This window comes from uncultured Succinatimonas sp. (genome assembly GCF_905203285.1).
Classification (GTDB): Bacteria; Pseudomonadota; Gammaproteobacteria; order Enterobacterales; family Succinivibrionaceae; genus Succinatimonas.
In genome coordinates this window covers 1-20,383 of the sequence record NZ_CAJKVK010000031.1, presented here as the reverse complement: position 1 = coordinate 20,383, position 20,383 = coordinate 1, and the positions used below count along the sequence as shown (strand labels likewise).

Sequence of the window (20,383 nt, the reverse complement as noted above, 5' to 3'; positions counted from 1 at the left end):
TATTTTTATCTAGAACAGCAGAGTTTGGGGATAAAGGGCAGCTTTAAAAGCTGCCCTTTTAATATTTCAAAAACTAAATTTTCAAAATAATCACACGTCAATAATATTCTTATCGGCAAGAATATTTCCCTTAATCTTCTTTAACGCCTGGTTTTCAATTTGTCTTACGCGTTCAATTGAAACATTAAGCTTTTCAGAAAGCTCCTGCAGCGTAGCTTTATTTTCATCAAGCCAGCGTCTTTGAATAATAAAGCGCGATCTTTCATCTAAAGAATCAAGAGCTTTTCTAAGCGAAGACAACTCATAGTTTTCATAATCTATATTTTCAAAAGCACTGGCAAAGTTTGAATTTTCATCTTCAAGATAGGCACTGGGCGCAAAGGTTGATCCTTTATCAGAATCATCGTCACTGTCTGCGTCAAAACCGATATCCTGCCCGGCAAGACGGGTTTCCATTTCTGCAACGTCGTCTGCGCTTACACCCAAATCATCAGCTACCTTATTACGCTCGGAATCTGAAAACCATCCAAGGCGCTGTTTGTTTTGTCTTAACTTAAAAAAGAGTTTACGCTGAGCTTTAGTGGTAGCTACTTTTACCACGCGCCAATTTTTTATAACGTAATCATGAATTTCAGCTTTTATCCAATGCACGGCAAAAGCCGCAAGGCGCCCTCCGACATCAGGATCAAAATGCTTCACGGCTTTCATCAAACCGATATTTCCTTCCTGGATCAAATCGGATATAGGCAGACCATACCCCAAGTAACCCCTGGCAATACTGACAACAAGACGCAAATGAGATAAAACGAGTTTTCTTGCCGCGTCCAAATCTCCATAGTCACGCAGTCGTTTGGCAAGAGTCCTTTCGTCTTCCTCTTCAAGCATAGGAAATTTATTGATAGCTTTAACATAAGCATCAATATTTCCCACCGGAGCAGGGAGATTATTAGGACTTAATTCCTCTTTGTCTTTTGTCATATAACCTTGATAAACGCTGGTACACTATATTTAGTATTTTGTGATCTATGCTTAAAATTGTATTCCTAAATACGTATTATTTCATCACAAAAATTTAATCCCGCACCTTTATGGCTGATTAAAATTACTCCTTTTCTTGAACATAAAATACGTTTTAATATTCTTTGCTCCTGAATAACATCAAGCCCTTCGCCCGGCTCATCCAAAATCAAGAAATCACAATTACGGCATAAAGCACGTGCTAAAACCAAACGCCGCGCTTGCCCGCCTGAAAGCAGGAGCCCGTTATTACCCAAAAACTGATGAATGCCTAAAGGCAGGTTTTTTACAAAATCAGTAAGCTCCACTTCATCAAGCACTTTAAAAATACTGTTTTCATCTATGTGAGGATTTACTTCCTTAAACGAATCCAAAATCGTACCCGAAAAGAAATCATTGCTTTGCGGTGCAACACTAAAACACTTACGTACGCTGCTTCCTGAAAAACTCTTTAAATCTTTTTCGTTTAATAAAATTGTTCCGCTGTAATCCTTAAGCAAAGACGTCATCAAATAAACAAGTGTTGTTTTTCCGCTGCCGACATCTGCACACAAAGCATAATTTTTACTGTTAACAAATGATGCTGAAAATTTATTAATAAGTAACGGCGATTCTTTACTATAGGTAAAACTCACATTATTAAAAGTAATGCTTTGTAAACTTTCATTAAATTCTTTTCCTTGTTCTTTTTGATCTTTTGGCAAATTCATCAGGGCATTAATTTCATTAAATGCATGTTTTACTTCAGAAAATTTAGTAAAACTCAAAGCTAAAGGAAAAACCGCCTCAAACATGGAAAAAGAAATGATCCCTAAAAGGACATAACAGGCACCGCTTACTTTTCCTTGTGCATAATAAGGAGCCATAAGATATAAAGATAAAATTAAAGCGATGGCAGACACTAAATAAGTAATGTTTAAAAGCGTATCTTCTACTAATGTAAAAAAAGCCCTTACTTTGCAAATCCTGTCATTTAACACCAACAAATCAGTTTTTAATTTTTTATCAGCATGATTTAAGATTAAATCTGTAAGTCCTTCTCCTACTTTTACCGCACCGTCATTTAATGCGCTTAAGTCAGCAGACAAAGAGAGTGTCTTATAGCGCATAAAATATGTAAATAACCAAGGGATCAGCACAGCACAGATAAAAATTAAGCAGGCTAAATAAAAAGCTAAGAGAAAATCAAAAATGCCTATGAACAACACCGCTGCAGTACAAATAATAAGTGCAAGCAGTTTAGGCAGGGCATCCCTTAAAAAAGCGTATTCAAGACGCATGGAGTTTTCCCTAAAACGTCTTTCACAGTCAGATTTTTTTAAATTTAAAGCTTCTTTAAACTCAATCTGCAAAATACGCTCAAATAAATACGTTCTTAATCCCGCGATTATTTTAAAAGTAGCGTTATGCGTTATTAAACGCTCCAAATACCTAAAAACGGTACGGCTTAAAGCAAACATTCTTATAAGTGCAGACGGAATAAAAATATTGATTAACATGCCGGTCGCGCCCGCAATTCCCATAGCACTTAAAAACCATGCGGCACTTCCCATAAGAGCAACGGATGACACCGCCGCAGCAACCGCAATCAGCACCCCCAGAATGACCGACTTAAGTTCAAAGGATAAGAGTTTTTTTAACGTAAGCTTATCTTCCGTCAAGAGAGATCACCTCATCTGCATACTTAATAAGACTAGTCCGATGTGCCGCAATTATTACGGTTTTATGAGGAAAATTAGTAAAAAAGCCGTCCAAAACCTTAAGCTCAAGATCTTCGTCAAGACTTGATGTCGGTTCGTCAAATAAAAAAATATCTTTATCCGTTAACAGCGCTCTTACCAATGAAATGATGCGAGCTTGACCTCCTGATATTCTTTTGCCGTCATCACCTAACATATAATCAAAGCCACCTGGAAAATTATTAACAAAATCTTTTATGTTCAATTTATTTAATAGATCTGTTACATGCTTTTGAGTAATATCGCTTCGTTCCATGCTTAAGTTATCAAAAAGCGTCCCATAAAAAAGCTTCGGCCGCTGCGGTATATACGCTATATGATTTATAAGATCTTTAGTATCAAAAGTGTCATAACTTACGTCATTAATGAAAATTTCACCTTTCTGAGGTTTTAAAAATCCGCATAACGCTTTAAGAACCGTACTTTTACCGGATCCTGAAGCGCCGATTAATGCTGTTGTTTTCCCTGCTTTTATTTTTAAACTTAAATCCTTAACTCCAACTCTTCCGTCAGGATACACAAGCGTAACCTTATTTAAAGCAAAGGAAAAAGGAGCATGCGTAAGATTTAAAAGCAGCGTTTTTTTACTGCTTACTTGTAAAGATTCTTTTTTATCAAACCAATAGGCAAGCTGTTTTACCGCTGCAAAAGCGTTTATTTTTATATGATAACTTTGACCTAAATTTCTAAGCGGCAAAAAATATTCAGGAGCGCATAAAAGCACAAATAGTGCGTACCTGTAATCAAATCCTTTTTCATATATTGAAAAACCTAAAGTGACGGCACAAAATGCAATACCTACAGTACAAAAAAACTCTAAAGCCAAAGCTGAAAGGAATGCTACTTTTAAAATTTGCAGTGTCTCAAGACGCCAGCGTCTTGTCATAAACTTAATATTTTTAACTTCCTTTCTTTCAAGATTAAATAACTTTAAGACATTAATCTGACTCACGGCTTCCTGAAAGCGCTGATTTAATCTTGATATCTGTGCCCACTGTCTATCGTTTAATTTCTGCGTACCTTTTCCTATAAAAAACATAAAAAGCGGAATAAGAGGTGTAATTATCAGCAAAATTACAGCCGAAATAGGACTTACGGATAATATTGCTCCCCATAAAACAACCGGAACGATTATCGCTGCCCTGATAGCCGGCAAATAACCGGTAAAATACGGAACAATATCTGATACCGCATTAAGAACCAAGGTGTTTAAAGAAGATTTTAATTGCACACTCAAGGGATTTTCTTCAAAAATCCTTACAATCAAATCCCTTCTTATAGCTTCCTCTATCTTATAGTGAAGCTTACTTTTTAAACCGGAAAGAACCGCTTTTACTGCAAAACGCACAAAGACAACTACAAGAGCAATAAACAAACAATCACTAAGCTGTGCATAATTGATAGAAAACAGATAGTTACCGACAGCATTGGCAATAAGAGCATAAAAAACAGCACATAAAAGAGCATCTAGTGCAATAAAGACACTGTAAATCAAAAGTTGCTTTTTTACCTGCGCTACATAGCTTTTTAACAAAGCATTATTCCCTTATCGTGTTTTGAACCTTTCATTAAGTTCAACATAATAAGTCACCGCACATGTAAAACCGATTGCTCCGATTAAACCGAAAAACCAATATAAGTAAATCATCTTTGCTCCTTAATGATCTTCCTTTACAGTATCAACCGAGGCTTTTCCCCACATGCGATAATAAGCCCAAATCGTATATGCAAGAGCTATAGGAACAAACACGATCACGGCGTACAGCATAACCTGCAAAGTAAAATGAGACGATGTGGCATCCCAAACGGTTAATGAAGAATTTACGTCTTTGCTTGACGGCAAAATAAACGGAAATAATGCAGCTCCTGCGGTAATAATAGTAAAAGCAATACCGACGCTTGAAGCTATAATTCCCTTCCCTGCTTTGCCCTTAAAAGCAAAGAAACCTGCAAACATCATGCCAAGTCCTGCAAGAGCCGGAACAACTGCGGTTACGGGATAGTTGACATAATGCAAAAACAGACCGTGCTCAACCACACTTACGGATTTTCCGGTAATAGTGTTAAACGCTCCTGACGGCGCTAACGAATTTAAAACATATCCGTTAAAGTTATAAGACCAAAGTCCCGCAACAACAAATAAAAGAACAGTCAAACAAGCACTTATTACAGCTATTTTTCGGGCACGATAACTTATAGACTCGTCAACTCTTAGCATGATCCACAAACATCCGTGGGTAACCAGCATCAAAACGCTTATCATGCCGCACAAAAGAGCAAAAGGATTTAACAAAGGCAAAAGAGCACTTAAAAAGTATCCGTCATAATGCCAGCGCATATTCTCATCAGCATAAAAAGGCAGTCCCTGCAGCAGATTTCCGAAAGCCACTCCGAAAATCAGCATCGGAACCAAACTTCCTGCAGTCAATGCTATATCCCAACGCTTTTTCCAAGTCTCAGTTTCACCGTGATTGCGATAATCAAAAGCAAGAGGTCTTAACCAGATAGCAAACAGGACCAAAAGCATGGCCCAGTATAATCCGGAAAAAGATGCAGCATAAACTTCAGGCCAAGCGGCAAAAATAGCGCCTCCTGCCGTAATAAGCCACACCTGATTGCCGTCCCAGTGAGGAACAATCGTGCTTATAAGAACTTTCCTTTCGGCACTGTTTTTACCTACGGGGAAAAGCAGTGAAGAAACCGCCATATCCATGCCATTGGTTAACGCAAAGCCGATAAGCAAGACACCGATTAAAATCCACCAAATAACCTGCAGCGTAGTGTACTCAAACAACATTTTATTTTCCTCCTGCAAAAGCACTTTCAAGTGCGGAGGTTTCAAGCGGACCTATCTTTACCGCTTTAATCATTAAGTACATTTCAATGAGTAAAAACACGGTATAAATTGCAATAAAGCAAATAAGAGATAAAGCGACATCGGTAACCGATAATGACGATGTAGCCATAAATGTCGGCAAAATTCCTTGAATAGCCCACGGCTGACGCCCAAGCTCCGCTAAAATCCAACCGAATTCACAGGCAAGAAACGGTACCGGAATTGCCCACAGTAAAAATTTAAGAAAAAGGGTACGATTCTCCAAATCCCGCTTATACCATAAAAAGAAAGCAGCCCCTAAAACCAGAATTCCGACAATTCCCAACAACCCCATCATCAAGCGAAATGAGAAATAAGAGATCCATACTGAAGGAACGCTGTTTCTTGCCGCTGTCTTAATTTCAGATTCCGTAGGATTTAACGGATCTTTTGCATGTTCAACTAAAAGTAAACCGTAACCTAAATCCTTGTCATGCTGTTTAAAAGCTTCATAAACTGACGGATCACTGTTTCCCTGACGCAGCTGAGTTAATAATTTGTGGGCCATAACTCCGTTTTTAATTCTTTCTTCATTTTGCGCCACAATATCGCGCAAACCAATCACTTCCTCATCAAGAGAATGAGTAGCGATTATTCCCAATAACCACGGAACTTTAATTGCAAAAGTATTTTCCATTTTTTCTTCATTTGGAATGGCAAACACTGACCACGATGCAGGAGGTTTCTGAGTTTCATATTCAGCTTCCATCGCCGCAAGCTTTGCAGGCTGATGTTTAGTAACACCTACTGCCGATAAATCTCCGGTCAATGCGGATCCTGCCATTGCACAAAAACAAAAAGCTAATGCTATCGTCATCGATCTTTTGGCAAAATCAATATGACGTTTTTTAAGCAGCATAAAGGCGCTAACGCCGATAACGAACATTGATGCAGTCACATACCCTGCGCATACCGTATGAGCAAACTTTACCTGCGCTACGGGAGAAAGAACCAAACCGAAGAAATCCACCATTTCCATGCGCATTTTCTCCGGAGAGAAAACCGCGAATTCAGGATACTGCATCCAACCGTTGGCAATCAAAATCCACATTGCTGAAAGATTTGATCCTAAAGCGGTTAAAAAAGTAATTGCCAAATGGGCTTTTTTTGAAAAGCGATTCCATCCGGTAAAAAATAAACCGATAAAAGTGGACTCAAGGAAAAAGGCCAAAAGACCTTCAATAGCAAGAGGCGCGCCGAAAATGTCACCTACATAATGAGAATAGTTAGACCAATTGGTACCGAACTCAAACTCTAAGGTAATTCCGGTAGCAACTCCGATAGCAAAATTAATACCGAAAAGCTTTCCCCAAAACTTAGTCATATCACGGTATAAAACATCACCGGTTCTGACATACATCAATTCCATGATGAAAATAAGCCAAGAAATGCCTAAAGTTAAAGGAACGAATATAAAATGATACAGAGAAGTAGCGGCAAACTGCCAACGGGAAAGCTCAACCATTGCCTGACTTATCATTGACTTTCTCCTGTTAGACTATATTTAAATTAATGTTACTCTTTACAAGGCAATTTGTTAATCATTGATACCAAGTTAGGTGAATTACTTCAAAATGTTTGATTTATACGAAAAAATTGGTTACTGCGGTGTCGCATTATTAATTTTAGGTTTTGCTGCCGTATTTACCGTGATTCGCGGTACAGTTTTAAGCATCATGCTAAAAAGGCAAGCTGTGAACCGCAGCGGACTTATAAAAGAAATCGCTCTTTTAGTACTTAAAAATTCAACTGCCAATGATAATTCTTACATAAGTTCACTAATGCAGACCAAAATGAAAGGACTATTTAGCTCCTTATATTTTTTAAAGCTTTGCGCTGCAGTAGGACCTCTATTAGGATTACTCGGTACCGTTCTTGGCATGATTGAAGTTTTTTCAACCCTTGCTGACAACAGCACCCCAAACTCAGCAATGCTTGCAAGCGGGATCTGGCAGGCTTTAATCACCACGGTAATGGGACTTACTCTTGCAATTCCCGCCCTTATGGTTCATTACTATATTCTTACTAATTTAAGATTCATAAAAACAACCATTACCTTATTATCAAGGCAAAAAGACAATGCATGATTTTGATGACGATGATTTACATGTTGATTTGACGTCGCTTATTGATGTCATTTTCATGCTGGTTATTTTTTTCATTATGACTATGAGTTTTACTCTGCCGGAAATTGAGCTAAATGTTCCCACATCAACTACTGCAGAAGAAAATGACGCGGCATCGGAAAGTTTTACGGTAAGTATCGACGCTACAGGAGCATTTTTCATTAATCAAAAAAACTTAACGTTAACTGAATTACAAAAAATCATTGAAGCTGAAAAACCGCAAAGCATCACTTTATATTTAGACCCGAAATCCCCAGCTCAAAGCTTTATCGACATATCGGATCTTGCTCGTACCTATACTTCAGGAAAGCTTGTAGTAAAAGCAGTAAAAAGAGATGAAAAATAATGGATAAGTCCGATTTATTAAGCAGAACTTGTGCCTATATCGGTCTACTATGCTCTCTTATCGCTTTTTATTTTGTAGTTTATTATTTTGATTCACCCCCGAAAACAGCTCCTGCATATACTGAAATAACCTTTACCTTGCAAAAGGACGAACCGGGAATTAAGCAAGAGTCAGCACAAAAAGCTGACATCACGCCTTCTGCGACAGTTAAAAATTCTGAAAACAAAATCGAAGCTAAAGAAAACACCAATCTTGCACAAAAGGTTATAAAAGAACCTCAAAAAATACTAAAAACCGTAACAAAAGCAGAAAATAAACCTAAAGCGGCAACTTCTGCGCCTAAAAAAGCCCTAGCAAAAAGAACTGCAAATACTCCTAAAAAACATTTACAGTCAAACACGCCAAATAAAATATCTAAAGCTGCAAACACAGCCGCAAAAAACAACACAGCTGCGCATGCTGCACAAAAATTAAAGCAGCAGCAAATAAAATTTGCCAATCTTATTCACAGTCGACTGCAAGCATCTCTTATTTACCCTAAACTTGCCATAAGACGCAATCTTGAAGGAACTGCGATTATTTCATTTTCCATAAAAAAAGGGAAAATTGTTTCTTATAAAATCAACAAATCAAGCGGACATAAGATCCTTGACGATGCAGCATTAAAGCTTGCCGCCAAAGCTGCAAATTTATCTGCAGACCCTCTTCTTGATTTCAATCTTAACGTGCCGCTTAAATACAAATTGAATTAAAACGACGCGCTTACGCCTGCCATAACAAAACGTCCCGGTTCATGAATAAGGCTTGATGTTTGATAGCTCTTATCCAGAATATTTTCGAGTGCTCCGTAAATTCGATATTCTTCATTATCCCCGAATAAATACTCTGCTCCTAAATTTAAAGTAGTCCATCCGCCATATTCATCATCGGCAAAATAGCTTATTCCGCCCGCGTTGTCCTGTTTTACCCGCGAAGCAAAGCGTGCATAAAAATCAAGGGTTAAATACCCGTAGCTGCAGTCAGGATAATATCTTATTCCGGTGCGCCCCTTTATAGCAGGTACACCTGTATTATAGGTTTCGATACTGCCGGTATCGTATTTTCTTTTAATAAATGAAATATCAAGATAGGGCTCAAAACTGTCGAAATTAAGCTGAAGCGACCAATCTGCACCATAGGTTTTTGCCGAGGCAATATTGTTGTAAGTAAATTGTCTAAAATGAAAAGGCAAATTAGGAAATATATCTATTTCTACAGTTTCGATATAGTCATCAGCATCAGAATAAAATACCGCAAAATCCGAAGTAACAAGATCACCTTCGTACTTAAAACCGATTTCATAGTTATCGGATGTTTCAGGTTTTAAATTAGGATTACCGACTTGCAGTTCACCGGTAAACGTATAAAGATACATTTCCTGTATATTAGGTACACGATAGCCCTGCGACCAGTTTAATCTCCATGAGGCATTTTCTAAAGGCTTATAAACAAGACCTGCACTTAATACCGCCTTTTCATTTACCTTATCAGCAAACCAAGGCAGCTTAACACCGTTAAAAGAAGACGTCCCCGCATCAGTATCAACTCGGTTATATCGTATGGCCGTGTTAAGCGTAAGTTTTTCATTAAATTTGGTTGCTAAAAGCGCATATAAACCGTGAGTTGTTTGAGAAAAATCACGATCATGAAGACTGATGTCTTGTGTTCCTATTCCAACAGAGCTATCAGATTTTAATTCGGATCGCTCCCCGTCATAACCTGCAATTAAAGAAAAATAATTACCTAAAGAAAATTGAGCCTGCAAATTGGCACCATAGCTGTCTTCTTCATTTAATACGGAAACAAAAGGACCTTTTCTTGTTACTGAAGAATTAAAATCCTTATCATTTTGCTGCATAAAAACCGATGCTTTTAATGAGGAGACATAATCATTAATCTCGGTAAGCTCAAAGCCTAATGAATGTTTAACACGCCGCCATTTAGGAATATGGGCTTTAAACTCAGCATATCCCGGAATATCAGTAGAGCTTGCCGTATGAGCGTCAACATCAAAATATTCTGATTTATATTCAAGCTTTAAATCATCAGTTGCCTGCCAGGCAAGATAAGCGTTTATTCCTTGATTCCTATAAGAGGTGTTATCAATTTTCTCTCTATCTGCAATATATAAATCTTGAGCGTCAGTATTAACAAGACCTAATGCATAACTGAAATCTTCAATTGTCCCGGATAAATTTAAATACTCGGAAAAAGCATTATCAGATCCGTTATATAACAAACCAAGTTGAGTATTTATTTTATCTTCGGACGGCTTTTTAGTGATAACGTTAACGGCCCCGCCCATAGCGTCAGATCCGTACAATACGGCAGCAGGTCCCTTTACCACTTCAATTTGATCGATAAAAAAAGGATTGATTAAAAGCGGAGCTCCTGATTTGGTTTTCTGATCGGTTATTCTTTGTCCGTCTATCATGACAAGAGTTCTATAAGCACTCTCTCCGCGTATTGAAACCCTTTTTAAACCGGGAGTTCCGTCATTTACCAGTAAAACCGAAGGCGCATCCTGTAAAGCATCGGCAACAGTGTCAGCTCCTTGCAGTAAAACCTCATCCTGACTTACGACACTGATGCTTTCATTTGCGTCAATAATACTTTGTCTGTCACGGTTGGCACTGACTACGATAGTATCTGCTGTAATTATTTCATCTGCTGAAACCTGAAATGCTTCTACAATCAAAGCAACAGCGAGAAAACGCTTTATCATCATTTTTAATCCAACTAAAATTCCGGCGCCTTATAAAGCGCCGGGAAGCAAAGCTTAATCTTCGTCTTTAAATAAAGCGTCTACAAAAACATCAGCTTTAAAAGGTCTTAGATCTTCTGCTTTTTCACCGATACCAACATAACGAATAGGAAGCTTGAATTTATCGGCTAAAGTAAAAATCACCCCGCCTTTTGCCGTACCGTCAAGTTTGGTAAGACAAATACCGGTAATAGGTACTGCTTTACCGAATAAAGTAGCCTGTGAAACAGCATTTTGACCAGTCGTGGCGTCTAACACCAATAAGACTTCATGCGGTACTTCTTCATCAATTTTCTTCATAACGCGCACGATCTTTTTCAGTTCTTCCATAAGATTGTCTTTATTTTGCAATCTTCCTGCCGTATCACAAATAAGCACATCAATATTTCTGGCTTTTGCAGCATTTACAGCGTCAAAAAGAACTGAAGCGCTATCAGATCCGGTAGCCTGTGCAATAACCGGAACATTAGCTCTATTTCCCCATTCTTTTAACTGTTCAACAGCAGCTGCTCTAAAAGTATCACCGGCTGCAAGCATGACTTTAAGTCCTTGATCCTGATATTTTCGTGCAAGTTTTCCTATGGTTGTTGTTTTGCCGGCTCCGTTTACCCCAACCATTAAAATAACAAAAGGTCTTTTACCTGTTACATCAAGCGGCAGTTCACACGGTTTTAAAATATTTTTCAGAATATCTTTTAAATTCTTCTTAAGTAAAACCGCATCATGCAATTCACGCAGCTTTGATTCTTCACGCAGTTTTTCAATAACTAAATTTGTAGTTTCAACTCCAAGATCTGCTGTAAGTAACGCTGTTTCAAGTTCTTCATAAAGATCTTCATCAATCTTACGTCCTTTCATGAAAGAACTAAGACCCATCGCGATATTTTCACGAGTACGCTTTAATCTTTCAAAAAAAGATACCTTTTCGTTTTTTTCGCTTATTTCTTTATTTTCTTCAGAGGTTTTTGGTTCTGTTTTTACCTCAGTAACATCTTGTTCTTCATTCTGGCTCTCTAATCTTTCGCTTTCATCTTTATCTGAAATCTCAGGTTTCACAGCATCTTGTACAGAAGCTTCTTCTTTACAAGAGAAGACTTTTGACTCATCAACTGCAGATTTATCTTCTTTTATTTCATCTTTATCTTTTGAATCTTTTTTTTCTTCAATTTCGTTATTATCAGACTTAAAGCTTTCATCATCAGCTATGATTCTTTTTTCAGCTTCAAGTTCCTGATATATGACAAAAGAGCTTTCAGCACGAGTGCTCTCTTTTTTTATATCCTTATCAATTTCCTGCTTTAAATCTTTTTCATTTACCGTATCATCAAAAAATTCTGCAGCCGCAGCTCCGGCTCCGACGCTTTCTAAAGCTGAAACAGCTTCTTCATGTTGCTCTTTTTGTCGTTTTTGTTGTATTTCATCACTGTCAGATTCAGAAATTTCTTCAGCGTTATCTTTACTTTCAACAACTTTGTTTTCAACGGATTCTTCTTTCTTTATATCTTTCTTTTTCTTAAAAAACGAAAAAAATGCCATAGTCATACCACCGCAAACAAAACTATTTTTATAAAAAAACAGGTTAAAATAGCTAAATTACTGCGATTTTAGCATTTAGAAATCAAAAATAGGTAAAAAGCAAAAAAATGTCTTTATCTTCCCACCAAATACGCATCATCGGCGGCGTATATAAAGGTAAGAAACTTGACGTGTTGGATCTTGAAGGATTAAGACCGACTCCTGACAGAATACGTGAGACGATTTTTAATTTATTAAATGATAAAGTTCAAGAAGCTAATGTTTTAGATCTGTTTGCCGGATCCGGAGCTTTAGGAATAGAAGCTTTATCGCGCGGGGCAAAATCAGTCACCTTAATTGAAAAAGATTATGATAATTATCTAAACCTTAAAGATGCAGTCAAAACTTTAAATTCAAAAAATATTCAAGTATTAAATCTTGATGCGTTGAATTTTCTAAAAAAAACCGATGATAAGTTTGATTTGATTTTTTTAGATCCGCCATATAAAAGTGATTTATTAACTCATGCAATGGATCTTATCAATGAACGGAATTTATTGAACAAAGACGCAGTTTTATACGTTGAATACGGATCAGGTAATATTAAAAGCTTTATAGGTTTTGAATGCGTTAGCGAACAGCAAAGCGGACAAGTAAAATTTGCTTTTTACAAAAAGAGTTCTTTTTTAGAGGAATTGTTCGGTTAAAAACCGCGCCATATAAGGCGCGATTTTTTTACTTACGGCGAGTACTGCGAGATAACTCAAGAACTTTAAGCTGGGCCATTGCTTCAGCAAGTTGAGCAAAGGCTTTATTGTAGTCTTTGTCACCGCTTTGATGCTTAATAGCCTCCTGAGCTTCACGCATAGCTTCTTTAGCTTTAGCTTCATCAATATCATCAGCTCTTAAAGCCGTATCAGCAAGAACGGTAACGCTATCGGGCTGAACCTCAAGCAAACCGCCGGCTAAATAAAACTGATCTTCCTTACCTTCATCGGTAGTAAGCAAAACCATACCGGCTTTAATTGTTGTCAAAAGCGGGGCATGTCCGTGACGAATACCCATTTCACCTTCAGAGCCGGTAATACGCATTGTTCTTACACGGCCTGAATACAAGCTTCCGACAGCACTGACAACATCAAGATGGAAAGTAATATCTTCCATGCAAACCTCCGCCGATTATAGGCTCTTGGCTTTTTCTACAGCTTCGTCAATAGAACCTACCATGTAGAAAGCCTGCTCCGGTAAATTATCGTAATCACCGGCAATAATGCCCTTAAATCCGGCAATCGTATCCTTTAAGGATACGTATTTGCCCGGAGATCCGGTAAATACTTCAGCTACACTAAACGGCTGAGATAAGAATCTTTCGATCTTACGTGCACGGGCTACGGTAAGTTTATCTTCTTCAGACAACTCATCCATACCCAAAATAGCAATAATATCTTTAAGTTCTTTATAACGCTGCAACACTGTCTGGACGCCGCGAGCTACTTCATAATGATCTTTACCTACAATGGAAGGATCAAGCTGACGTGAAGTAGAATCAAGAGGGTCAACAGCAGGATAAATACCCAAGGAAGCAATCTGACGTGACAAAACGATAGTTGCGTCCAAGTGAGCAAAAGTAGTAGCAGGGCTAGGGTCAGTCAAGTCGTCAGCAGGAACATAAACTGCCTGAACTGAAGTAATTGAACCCTTCTTAGTTGAAGCAATACGTTCTTGCAGCACACCCATTTCCTCAGCCAAAGTAGGCTGATAACCTACAGCTGACGGCATACGACCGAGCAATGCTGAAACTTCAGTACCGGCCAGTGTATAACGATAAATGTTGTCAATAAACAACAATACGTCAAGGCCTTCATCACGGAATTTTTCGGCTACGGTCAAACCGGTCAAAGCTACGCGCAAACGGTTCCCCGGAGGCTCGTTCATCTGACCGTAAATCATTGATACTTTATCAATAACTTTAGCTTCCTGCATTTCATGATAGAAGTCATTACCTTCACGGGTACGTTCACCTACACCTGTAAATACTGACAAACCTGAATGAGCAGTAGCGATGTTATTGATAAGCTCCATCATGTTAACGGTCTTACCTACACCTGCACCACCGAACAAACCGACTTTACCGCCTTTGGCAAACGGACAAATTAAGTCAATAACTTTAATACCGGTTTCAAGAACTTCAGTAGTTGATGACTGTTCAGCATAAGTAGGAGCTTCACGGTGAATAACCCAACGCTCTTTTTCGTTAATCGGACCTGCCTCATCTACGGGCTGACCCAATACGTTCATAATACGCCCGAGAGTCTCTTTTCCGACCGGAACTTTAATGCCGTCGCCGGTATTAACAGCAGTTAAACCACGGCTTAAACCGTCAGAAGAACCCATTGCGATGCAGCGTACCAAACCGCCGCCAATCTGCTGCTGAACTTCAAGAATCAGATCAGGACGATCTTTACCGTCACCTTTTACTTCCAAGGCATCATGAATCTCAGGAATATTGGTTTCCGGAAACTCTACGTCTACAACGGCTCCGATAATCTGGACAATTATGCCCTTATCTCCAGCGCGCTGTTTAGCAACTTCAGCCATTTCCTTTTTCCTCTTAAAAAACCTTTAAACCGCCGCAGCTCCGGAAACGATGTCATTAAGTTCCATCGTAATTCCTGCCTGACGCGCTTTGTTGTAATCAAGCTGTAAATCATTAACCAATGAATCGGCATTATCGGTAGCAGCTTTCATTGCTACCATACGAGCAGCCTGTTCTGAAGCCAAATTCTCAAGTACCGCCTGATAAACCATCTGCTGTACATAACGATCTAAAACCACTTTTAAAATTTCAGCGGGATTAGGCTCGTAAATATAGTCCCAGTGGTGCTTTGCAACTTCAGCATCATCTGTCTTAGGCAAAGGCAGCAATTGATTAACGGTCGGTAATTGCACCATTGTGTTTTTAAAACCATTGAATGCAATATAAACCGCATCTACCTCACCTTTAAGGTAAGCACTGGTCATGACTTTAATGGCACCAACCAGTTTCTCAGGTTTAGGATCATCACCAAAACCGCTGTGCTGAGCTATAACATCCACACCGAATCTGACAAAGAACGAGCTTGCCTTAGTTCCTAAAAGAACAGCTTTAACGCCGATATTTTTGCTTTCCTTCTCTTTCATATCAGAAAGAACTTTACGGAAAAGATTAATATTCAAGCCGCCGCACAAGCCGCGATCCGTTGAAACTATAATGTAGCCGACGTTTTTAACTGGACGTTCTTCAAGATACGGGTGATGAAACTCGGTAGAGCTTACTGCCACATGTCCGATAAGATTAAACAAACCTATAGAATATGGACGCGATGAAGACATCTTATCTTGTGCGCGTCTCATTTTCGAGGCTGCAACCATTTGCATAGCACTGGTTATCTTCTGCGTGCTTTTTACAGAAGCTATCTTAGTGCGTATTTCCTTTGCTCCGGCCATTTAGAGCTCCTAGTAAGTCTGAGTTGATTTGAAATCAGTAATCAAATCAGTCAAATTCTTTACTATTTCATCGTTATAATCAGGCTTTGCATCAATTGCCTTTAATAAATCAGCATATTTGCTGCGAGCAAAATTCAAAAGGGCATCCTCAAAAGCTGAAATCTTGTTGATTTCTACATCTTCAAGGAATCCGCGCTCAGCCGCGAAAATAACTAAAGACTGCTCTGCTACGGTTAATGAAGCATACTGACGCTGCTTCATCAGCTCGGTAACTTTTTGACCGTGGTCAAGCTGCTTACGGGTTGCTTCATCAAGATCTGAAGAGAACTGAGCAAATGCTGCAAGTTCACGATACTGAGCTAAAGCAGTACGAATACCGCCTGAAAGCTTCTTCATAATCTTAGTCTGAGCTGCACCGCCTACACGCGATACAGAAATACCAGGATCAACAGCAGGACGGACACCAGAGTTAAATAAACTTGATGTCAAGAAAATCTGACCGTCGGTAATAGAAATTACGTTAGTCGGAATAAACGCTGAAACGTCACCTGCCTGAGTTTCAATAATCGGCAACGCAGTGAGAGATCCTGTCTTACCGGTGACTTTTCCGTCAGTCAATTTTTCAAGATATTCTGCGTTAACACGGCAAGCACGCTCAAGCAAACGTGAATGCAAATAGAAAACGTCACCAGGATATGCTTCACGCCCAGGCGGACGACGAAGTAACAAAGAAATCTGACGATATGCTACGGCGTGCTTAGATAAATCATCGTAAACAACTAAAGCATCTTCACCCTGATCAAGGAAGTACTCACCCATAGCGCATCCTGCATAAGGGGCGATGTACTGTAAAGCTGCAGTATCTGAAGCAGATGCTGAAACAACAATCGTGTTATCAAGAGCACCATGCTCTTCAAGTTTTCTTACTACGGAAGCGATAGTTGAAGCTTTCTGACCGATAGCCACATAAATGCAGCGTACACCGTAATTTTTCTGATTGATAATAGTATCAACGGCTAAAGCTGTTTTACCTACCTGACGGTCGCCGATGATAAGCTCACGCTGACCGCGTCCGATAGGAATCATTGAGTCAACTGCTTTATAACCGGTTTGAATCGGCTGGGATACGCTTTGACGAGCAATAACGCCAGGAGCAATTTTTTCAACCGGATAAAATTCATCGCTAACAATAGGACCTTTGCCGTCAATCGGTTCACCCAAGGTATTAACGACACGACCTAATAAACCTTTACCTACCGGAACGGAGAGAATTCGACCGGTTCCGCGTACTTTCATACCTTCTGAAAGGTGAGTGTAAGGTCCTAAAACAATAGCGCCTACAGAATCGCGCTCTAAGTTTAAAGCCAATCCGTACAAATCATCGCCAAACTGCAGCATTTCACCTTGCATAACGTTGGCAAGACCGTGGATACGAACAATACCGTCACTAACGGAAATGATAGTACCCTCATCGCAGGATTGGGTAACAACCTTAAACTGCTCAATCCTTTGTTTAATCAGATCAGCAATTTCAGTTGAATTTAATTGCATTTTGTTCCCCTTCGTTATTTGAGTGCTGAAGCCATACCTTTTAAGTATGATTTCACGCTAGCATCAATAACCTCGTCGCCTATTTTTAAAACGGCTCCGCCCATGATGCTCGGGTCAATAATAGTTTTTAAAATTACGGAACAGCCGTATTTATCCGTTACTTTCTGCTTAATGGCATTAAGTGAAGCCTCATCAAGTTCACGAGCTGAAACAACGGAAATTTCCATAACTTTTTCATGCATCTCGCGAAGTTTAACGAATTCACTGTAAATTTCAGGAATTACGTCAAAGCGAAACTTCTCGCCAAGAGCCTTAACGAAATTTTGACCGTACTCATCAAGAAGATCTTTTAAAACCTCAAGAAGGCGCTCTGAAGCAACGCTTGAAGATGAAGCATTCTTTAAGGAACTTAAAAAATCAGCATCCGAGCAAGCTACTGACATGGCATACAGCATCTGCTGCCATTTATCTAAAGCTTGTTGCTTTAAAGCCACTTCAAAAGCCGCTTGTGCATAAGGCCTTGCGACAGTTAGGTTTTCAGCCAATGTGATTACCTCAATTTATAAAGATTCTAAAATCTTTTGAACTAAGACTTTATCTGTCTTAGCATCAACCTTTTGACTCAAAATCTTCTCGGCACCGGCAATCGCTAAATCAGCAACTTCAGAGCGCAGCTCTTCTTTTGCTTTATCCTTTTGTGCTTCAATTTCATTTTTAGCATTTTCAAGGATGCGACGTTTCTCTTCGGTAGCTTCTTCAACAGCTTTATCTAAAATTGCAGAACGCTGTTTGTTAGCTTCATCGATGATTTTCTGAGCTTCAGCTTTTGCCTCACGAATAGTATCAGCAGCATTGCTCTTAGCCAGTTCCAAACTCTTTTGTGCTTTTTCAGCAGAGGCAAGACCGTCGGCTATTTCTTTTTGTCTTTTCTCAAGAGCGCTCATAAGCGGCGGCCACACCCATTTCATGCATGCGGCTACGAAAATGACAAAGGCAACGGCTTGACCTAAAAATGTAGCATTAATTTCCAAGGTGGAAAGCTCCCTGCTGTTTTAAAGACCAAGTTAGGCCACAGCAAACATGATGTACAAACCTAAGCCGACGGCAATCATCGGGATAGCGTCAACCAAGCCCATTACGATGAAGAACTGGGTACGCAACAAAGGCAGCAAATCAGGCTGACGAGCTGAACCTTCAAGGAACTTACCGCCCAAAACACCGATACCGATAGCAGCACCGATAGCAGCTAAGCCCATCATGATTCCCGCAGCTATAAAAAACATCGGGTCCATTTTTTCTCTCCTTTTTTAAAATAAAAGTTAATCTTCTTCACTGGCCATTGACAGATAGACAATAGTCAGAACCATGAAAATAAAAGCCTGCAATGTAACGATTAAAATATGGAATAAAGCCCAAGGCACATTAAGTACCCACTGGATCCACCAAAGAGGAAGCAAGGCGATAAGAATAAAAATCATTTCGCCTGCATACATATTTCCGAAAAGTCGCAAGCCTAAAGAAATAGGTTTTGATAATAAAGAGACACCTTCCAAAATAAGATTTATCGGTGCAAATACCCAGTGATTAAAAGGATGTAGGGTATAGCTCTTGATGAAACCTTTTACACCGATGTTGGTGAAGGAAAAATAGAATATTAAAAGGAAAACACCGCAAGCCATTGATAAGGTGATATTGACATCCGCAGACGGTACCAATCTAAAATAAGGAACACCGATAGCAGTGGCAAAGCCGGGAATTAAATCAATAGGCAATAAATCCATGAGGTTCATTAAAAACACCCACATGAATACCGTTAACGCTAAAGGAGCGATTAACTTGCTCTTACGTTTAAAAATAGAAACAACCGTGTCTTGAACAAATTCAAAAATCATTTCAATAAAGCATTGAAGTTTGGTAGGTACACCGGTTGAAGTCTTTTTAGCTGCGTATCTAAACAAAAGTAAAAATACGATTCCCAAAAGAACAGTTAAACCTAAAGAATCAATATTTACCGTATACGGATTAATTAAAGGCTTTGATGCTGAAGATTCAAGCTGAGCAAAGCATTGACCTGAACCTAAATCAGTAAAACTGCATTTTTCAGTCTGAACTTGAGTTAAACATTGATTTTCAGAACCGCCGTTATCCAGACAGAATTGAAACTCCTGCTGATTTACGGGCTTTACGCTATCGACAATAGATCCGTCGCGCATATCCATCTGCAAAAAATGAAGATGGTGACCTATGTATTCTTGAGAATTATGCTCTGACATAAATTACAAAACCTTTTTTATCATCGAGCGTTAACCGGTACCGAAATTTTTAATCACCAAAAAAGATCAAAAAATAATAATCATTGTTCGGCACTGATTTAGACTTAGTCTTGTTCCAACTAAAAACCAAACGAAATCAAATATAAAAAATTTAAATCTAATTTCGCTTAATTTTTATTTTCAAACGCCTTTGTTAAAAGATAACATATTAATATTTATAATCTTTTACACAAAAGCTATAGCGCTAAGCTTACGCCAGTTATGGAATCATAATATATGACCGTATTTTTTTTAAGTCAAAACAAAGACAAATGTTTAATCTCTAAATCCAGATCACAAAAAAACGTTTTATATAGCAAAAAATCGCACTAAAAATTAAAGAAATAAAAAAGACTAAACCGTCAATTTCTAAAAACTTAAAACACAAACAGACAAGAACTATAAAAAATAAGTATTTAAAAAATAAAGATTTTATAGCATCATAAATCACAAGACCTGCAGATAATTGAGAATCTTTTCTCTTATACCCTAAAGCAAAATAAAAAAAAGTAGGAAATAAAAAAACTGTGCTTCCGGCAACGGATGAAATGAAAAAAATTGATATTTTTTTATCAACTATTGAAAAAAATCTATAAATATTGCATAATAAGAA

At 38.6% G+C, this 20,383-nt stretch carries 20 protein-coding genes; 4 read left to right on the top strand and 16 right to left on the bottom strand.

Annotated elements, in window-relative coordinates; genetic code table 11:
• Positions 1-90: 90 nt before the first annotated feature.
• The 5 genes from rpoH to QZ019_RS04810 all read right to left on the bottom strand — a co-directional run bounded on the left by rpoH (position 91) and on the right by QZ019_RS04810 (position 7,111).
• Positions 91-978, bottom strand: a complete 888-nt coding sequence (gene rpoH / locus QZ019_RS04830; protein ID WP_294564302.1) for an RNA polymerase sigma factor RpoH — start codon at positions 976-978, stop codon at positions 91-93.
• A 65-nt stretch (positions 979-1,043) separates the two neighbouring features.
• Positions 1,044-2,678: an amino acid ABC transporter ATP-binding/permease protein gene (locus QZ019_RS04825; protein WP_295482781.1), complete on the bottom strand. Its 1,635-nt coding sequence runs from the start codon at positions 2,676-2,678 to the stop codon at positions 1,044-1,046.
• Positions 2,665-4,251 carry a thiol reductant ABC exporter subunit CydD gene (gene cydD, locus QZ019_RS04820; protein WP_295482779.1) on the bottom strand — a complete coding sequence of 529 codons (1,587 nt, stop codon included), beginning with the start codon at positions 4,249-4,251 and terminating at the stop codon, positions 2,665-2,667. The genes QZ019_RS04825 and cydD overlap by 14 nt, the downstream gene beginning before the upstream one ends.
• Positions 4,252-4,413: 162 nt before the next feature.
• Positions 4,414-5,553 (bottom strand): cytochrome d ubiquinol oxidase subunit II, encoded by a 1,140-nt coding sequence (gene cydB, locus QZ019_RS04815; protein WP_295482777.1) that lies wholly within the window; start codon positions 5,551-5,553, stop codon positions 4,414-4,416.
• A 1-nt stretch (position 5,554) separates the two neighbouring features.
• A complete protein-coding gene (locus QZ019_RS04810) occupies positions 5,555-7,111 on the bottom strand; it encodes a cytochrome ubiquinol oxidase subunit I (RefSeq protein WP_295482775.1) in 1,557 nt (518 codons plus the stop codon).
• Positions 7,112-7,205: 94 nt separating this feature from the next.
• Between QZ019_RS04810 and QZ019_RS04805 the strand changes: the two genes are divergently transcribed.
• The 3 genes from QZ019_RS04805 to QZ019_RS04795 are packed head-to-tail and all read left to right on the top strand — an operon-like array spanning position 7,206 to position 8,855.
• A complete protein-coding gene (locus QZ019_RS04805) occupies positions 7,206-7,718 on the top strand; it encodes a MotA/TolQ/ExbB proton channel family protein (RefSeq protein ID WP_295482774.1) in 513 nt (170 codons plus the stop codon).
• Complete coding sequence (locus QZ019_RS04800; protein WP_295482772.1) at positions 7,711-8,103, top strand: biopolymer transporter ExbD; 393 nt, start codon at positions 7,711-7,713, stop codon at positions 8,101-8,103. The genes QZ019_RS04805 and QZ019_RS04800 overlap by 8 nt, the downstream gene beginning before the upstream one ends.
• Positions 8,103-8,855: a TonB family protein gene (locus QZ019_RS04795; RefSeq protein WP_295482770.1), complete on the top strand. Its 753-nt coding sequence runs from the start codon at positions 8,103-8,105 to the stop codon at positions 8,853-8,855. The genes QZ019_RS04800 and QZ019_RS04795 overlap by 1 nt, the downstream gene beginning before the upstream one ends.
• On the opposite strand, the gene QZ019_RS04790 is transcribed toward QZ019_RS04795, so the two are convergent.
• Together QZ019_RS04790 and ftsY are read right to left on the bottom strand one after the other, a co-directional pair.
• Entirely contained in the window at positions 8,852-10,870 is a 2,019-nt protein-coding gene (locus tag QZ019_RS04790; RefSeq protein ID WP_295482768.1) for a TonB-dependent receptor, read from the bottom strand. The two genes, QZ019_RS04795 and QZ019_RS04790, sit on opposite strands and share 4 nt — an antisense overlap.
• A gap of 51 nt (positions 10,871-10,921) precedes the next feature.
• Positions 10,922-12,442: a signal recognition particle-docking protein FtsY gene (gene ftsY / locus QZ019_RS04785; protein ID WP_295482766.1), complete on the bottom strand. Its 1,521-nt coding sequence runs from the start codon at positions 12,440-12,442 to the stop codon at positions 10,922-10,924.
• Positions 12,443-12,549: 107 nt separating this feature from the next.
• On the opposite strand from ftsY, the gene rsmD reads away from it, so the two are divergent.
• Positions 12,550-13,128, top strand: coding sequence for a 16S rRNA (guanine(966)-N(2))-methyltransferase RsmD (rsmD, locus tag QZ019_RS04780; RefSeq protein WP_295482764.1), 579 nt, complete (start codon positions 12,550-12,552; stop codon positions 13,126-13,128).
• Positions 13,129-13,156: 28 nt separating this feature from the next.
• Here the strand turns inward: rsmD and QZ019_RS04775 are convergent, their stop codons facing one another.
• The 9 genes from QZ019_RS04775 to QZ019_RS04735 form a co-directional block, all read right to left on the bottom strand.
• Positions 13,157-13,585 carry a F0F1 ATP synthase subunit epsilon gene (locus QZ019_RS04775; RefSeq protein ID WP_294564264.1) on the bottom strand — a complete coding sequence of 143 codons (429 nt, stop codon included), beginning with the start codon at positions 13,583-13,585 and terminating at the stop codon, positions 13,157-13,159.
• Positions 13,586-13,600: 15 nt separating this feature from the next.
• Positions 13,601-15,019 carry a F0F1 ATP synthase subunit beta gene (gene atpD, locus QZ019_RS04770; RefSeq protein WP_294564261.1) on the bottom strand — a complete coding sequence of 473 codons (1,419 nt, stop codon included), beginning with the start codon at positions 15,017-15,019 and terminating at the stop codon, positions 13,601-13,603.
• A 24-nt stretch (positions 15,020-15,043) separates the two neighbouring features.
• Positions 15,044-15,907, bottom strand: coding sequence for a F0F1 ATP synthase subunit gamma (gene atpG, locus QZ019_RS04765; protein WP_294564258.1), 864 nt, complete (start codon positions 15,905-15,907; stop codon positions 15,044-15,046).
• Between the two features lie 9 nt (positions 15,908-15,916).
• Positions 15,917-17,458, bottom strand: coding sequence for a F0F1 ATP synthase subunit alpha (gene atpA, locus QZ019_RS04760; RefSeq protein WP_294564256.1), 1,542 nt, complete (start codon positions 17,456-17,458; stop codon positions 15,917-15,919).
• 14 nt (positions 17,459-17,472) lie between these two features.
• Entirely contained in the window at positions 17,473-18,003 is a 531-nt protein-coding gene (locus tag QZ019_RS04755; protein ID WP_277296761.1) for a F0F1 ATP synthase subunit delta, read from the bottom strand.
• 15 nt (positions 18,004-18,018) lie between these two features.
• Positions 18,019-18,489, bottom strand: coding sequence for a F0F1 ATP synthase subunit B (atpF, locus tag QZ019_RS04750; RefSeq protein WP_294564251.1), 471 nt, complete (start codon positions 18,487-18,489; stop codon positions 18,019-18,021).
• 33 nt (positions 18,490-18,522) lie between these two features.
• Positions 18,523-18,750 (bottom strand): F0F1 ATP synthase subunit C, encoded by a 228-nt coding sequence (atpE, locus tag QZ019_RS04745; RefSeq protein WP_009143838.1) that lies wholly within the window; start codon positions 18,748-18,750, stop codon positions 18,523-18,525.
• Between the two features lie 27 nt (positions 18,751-18,777).
• Positions 18,778-19,731 carry a F0F1 ATP synthase subunit A gene (gene atpB / locus QZ019_RS04740; RefSeq protein WP_294564238.1) on the bottom strand — a complete coding sequence of 318 codons (954 nt, stop codon included), beginning with the start codon at positions 19,729-19,731 and terminating at the stop codon, positions 18,778-18,780.
• A 322-nt stretch (positions 19,732-20,053) separates the two neighbouring features.
• The coding region (locus QZ019_RS04735; RefSeq protein WP_295482760.1) for a hypothetical protein at positions 20,054-20,383 on the bottom strand (330 nt) is incomplete at its 5' end.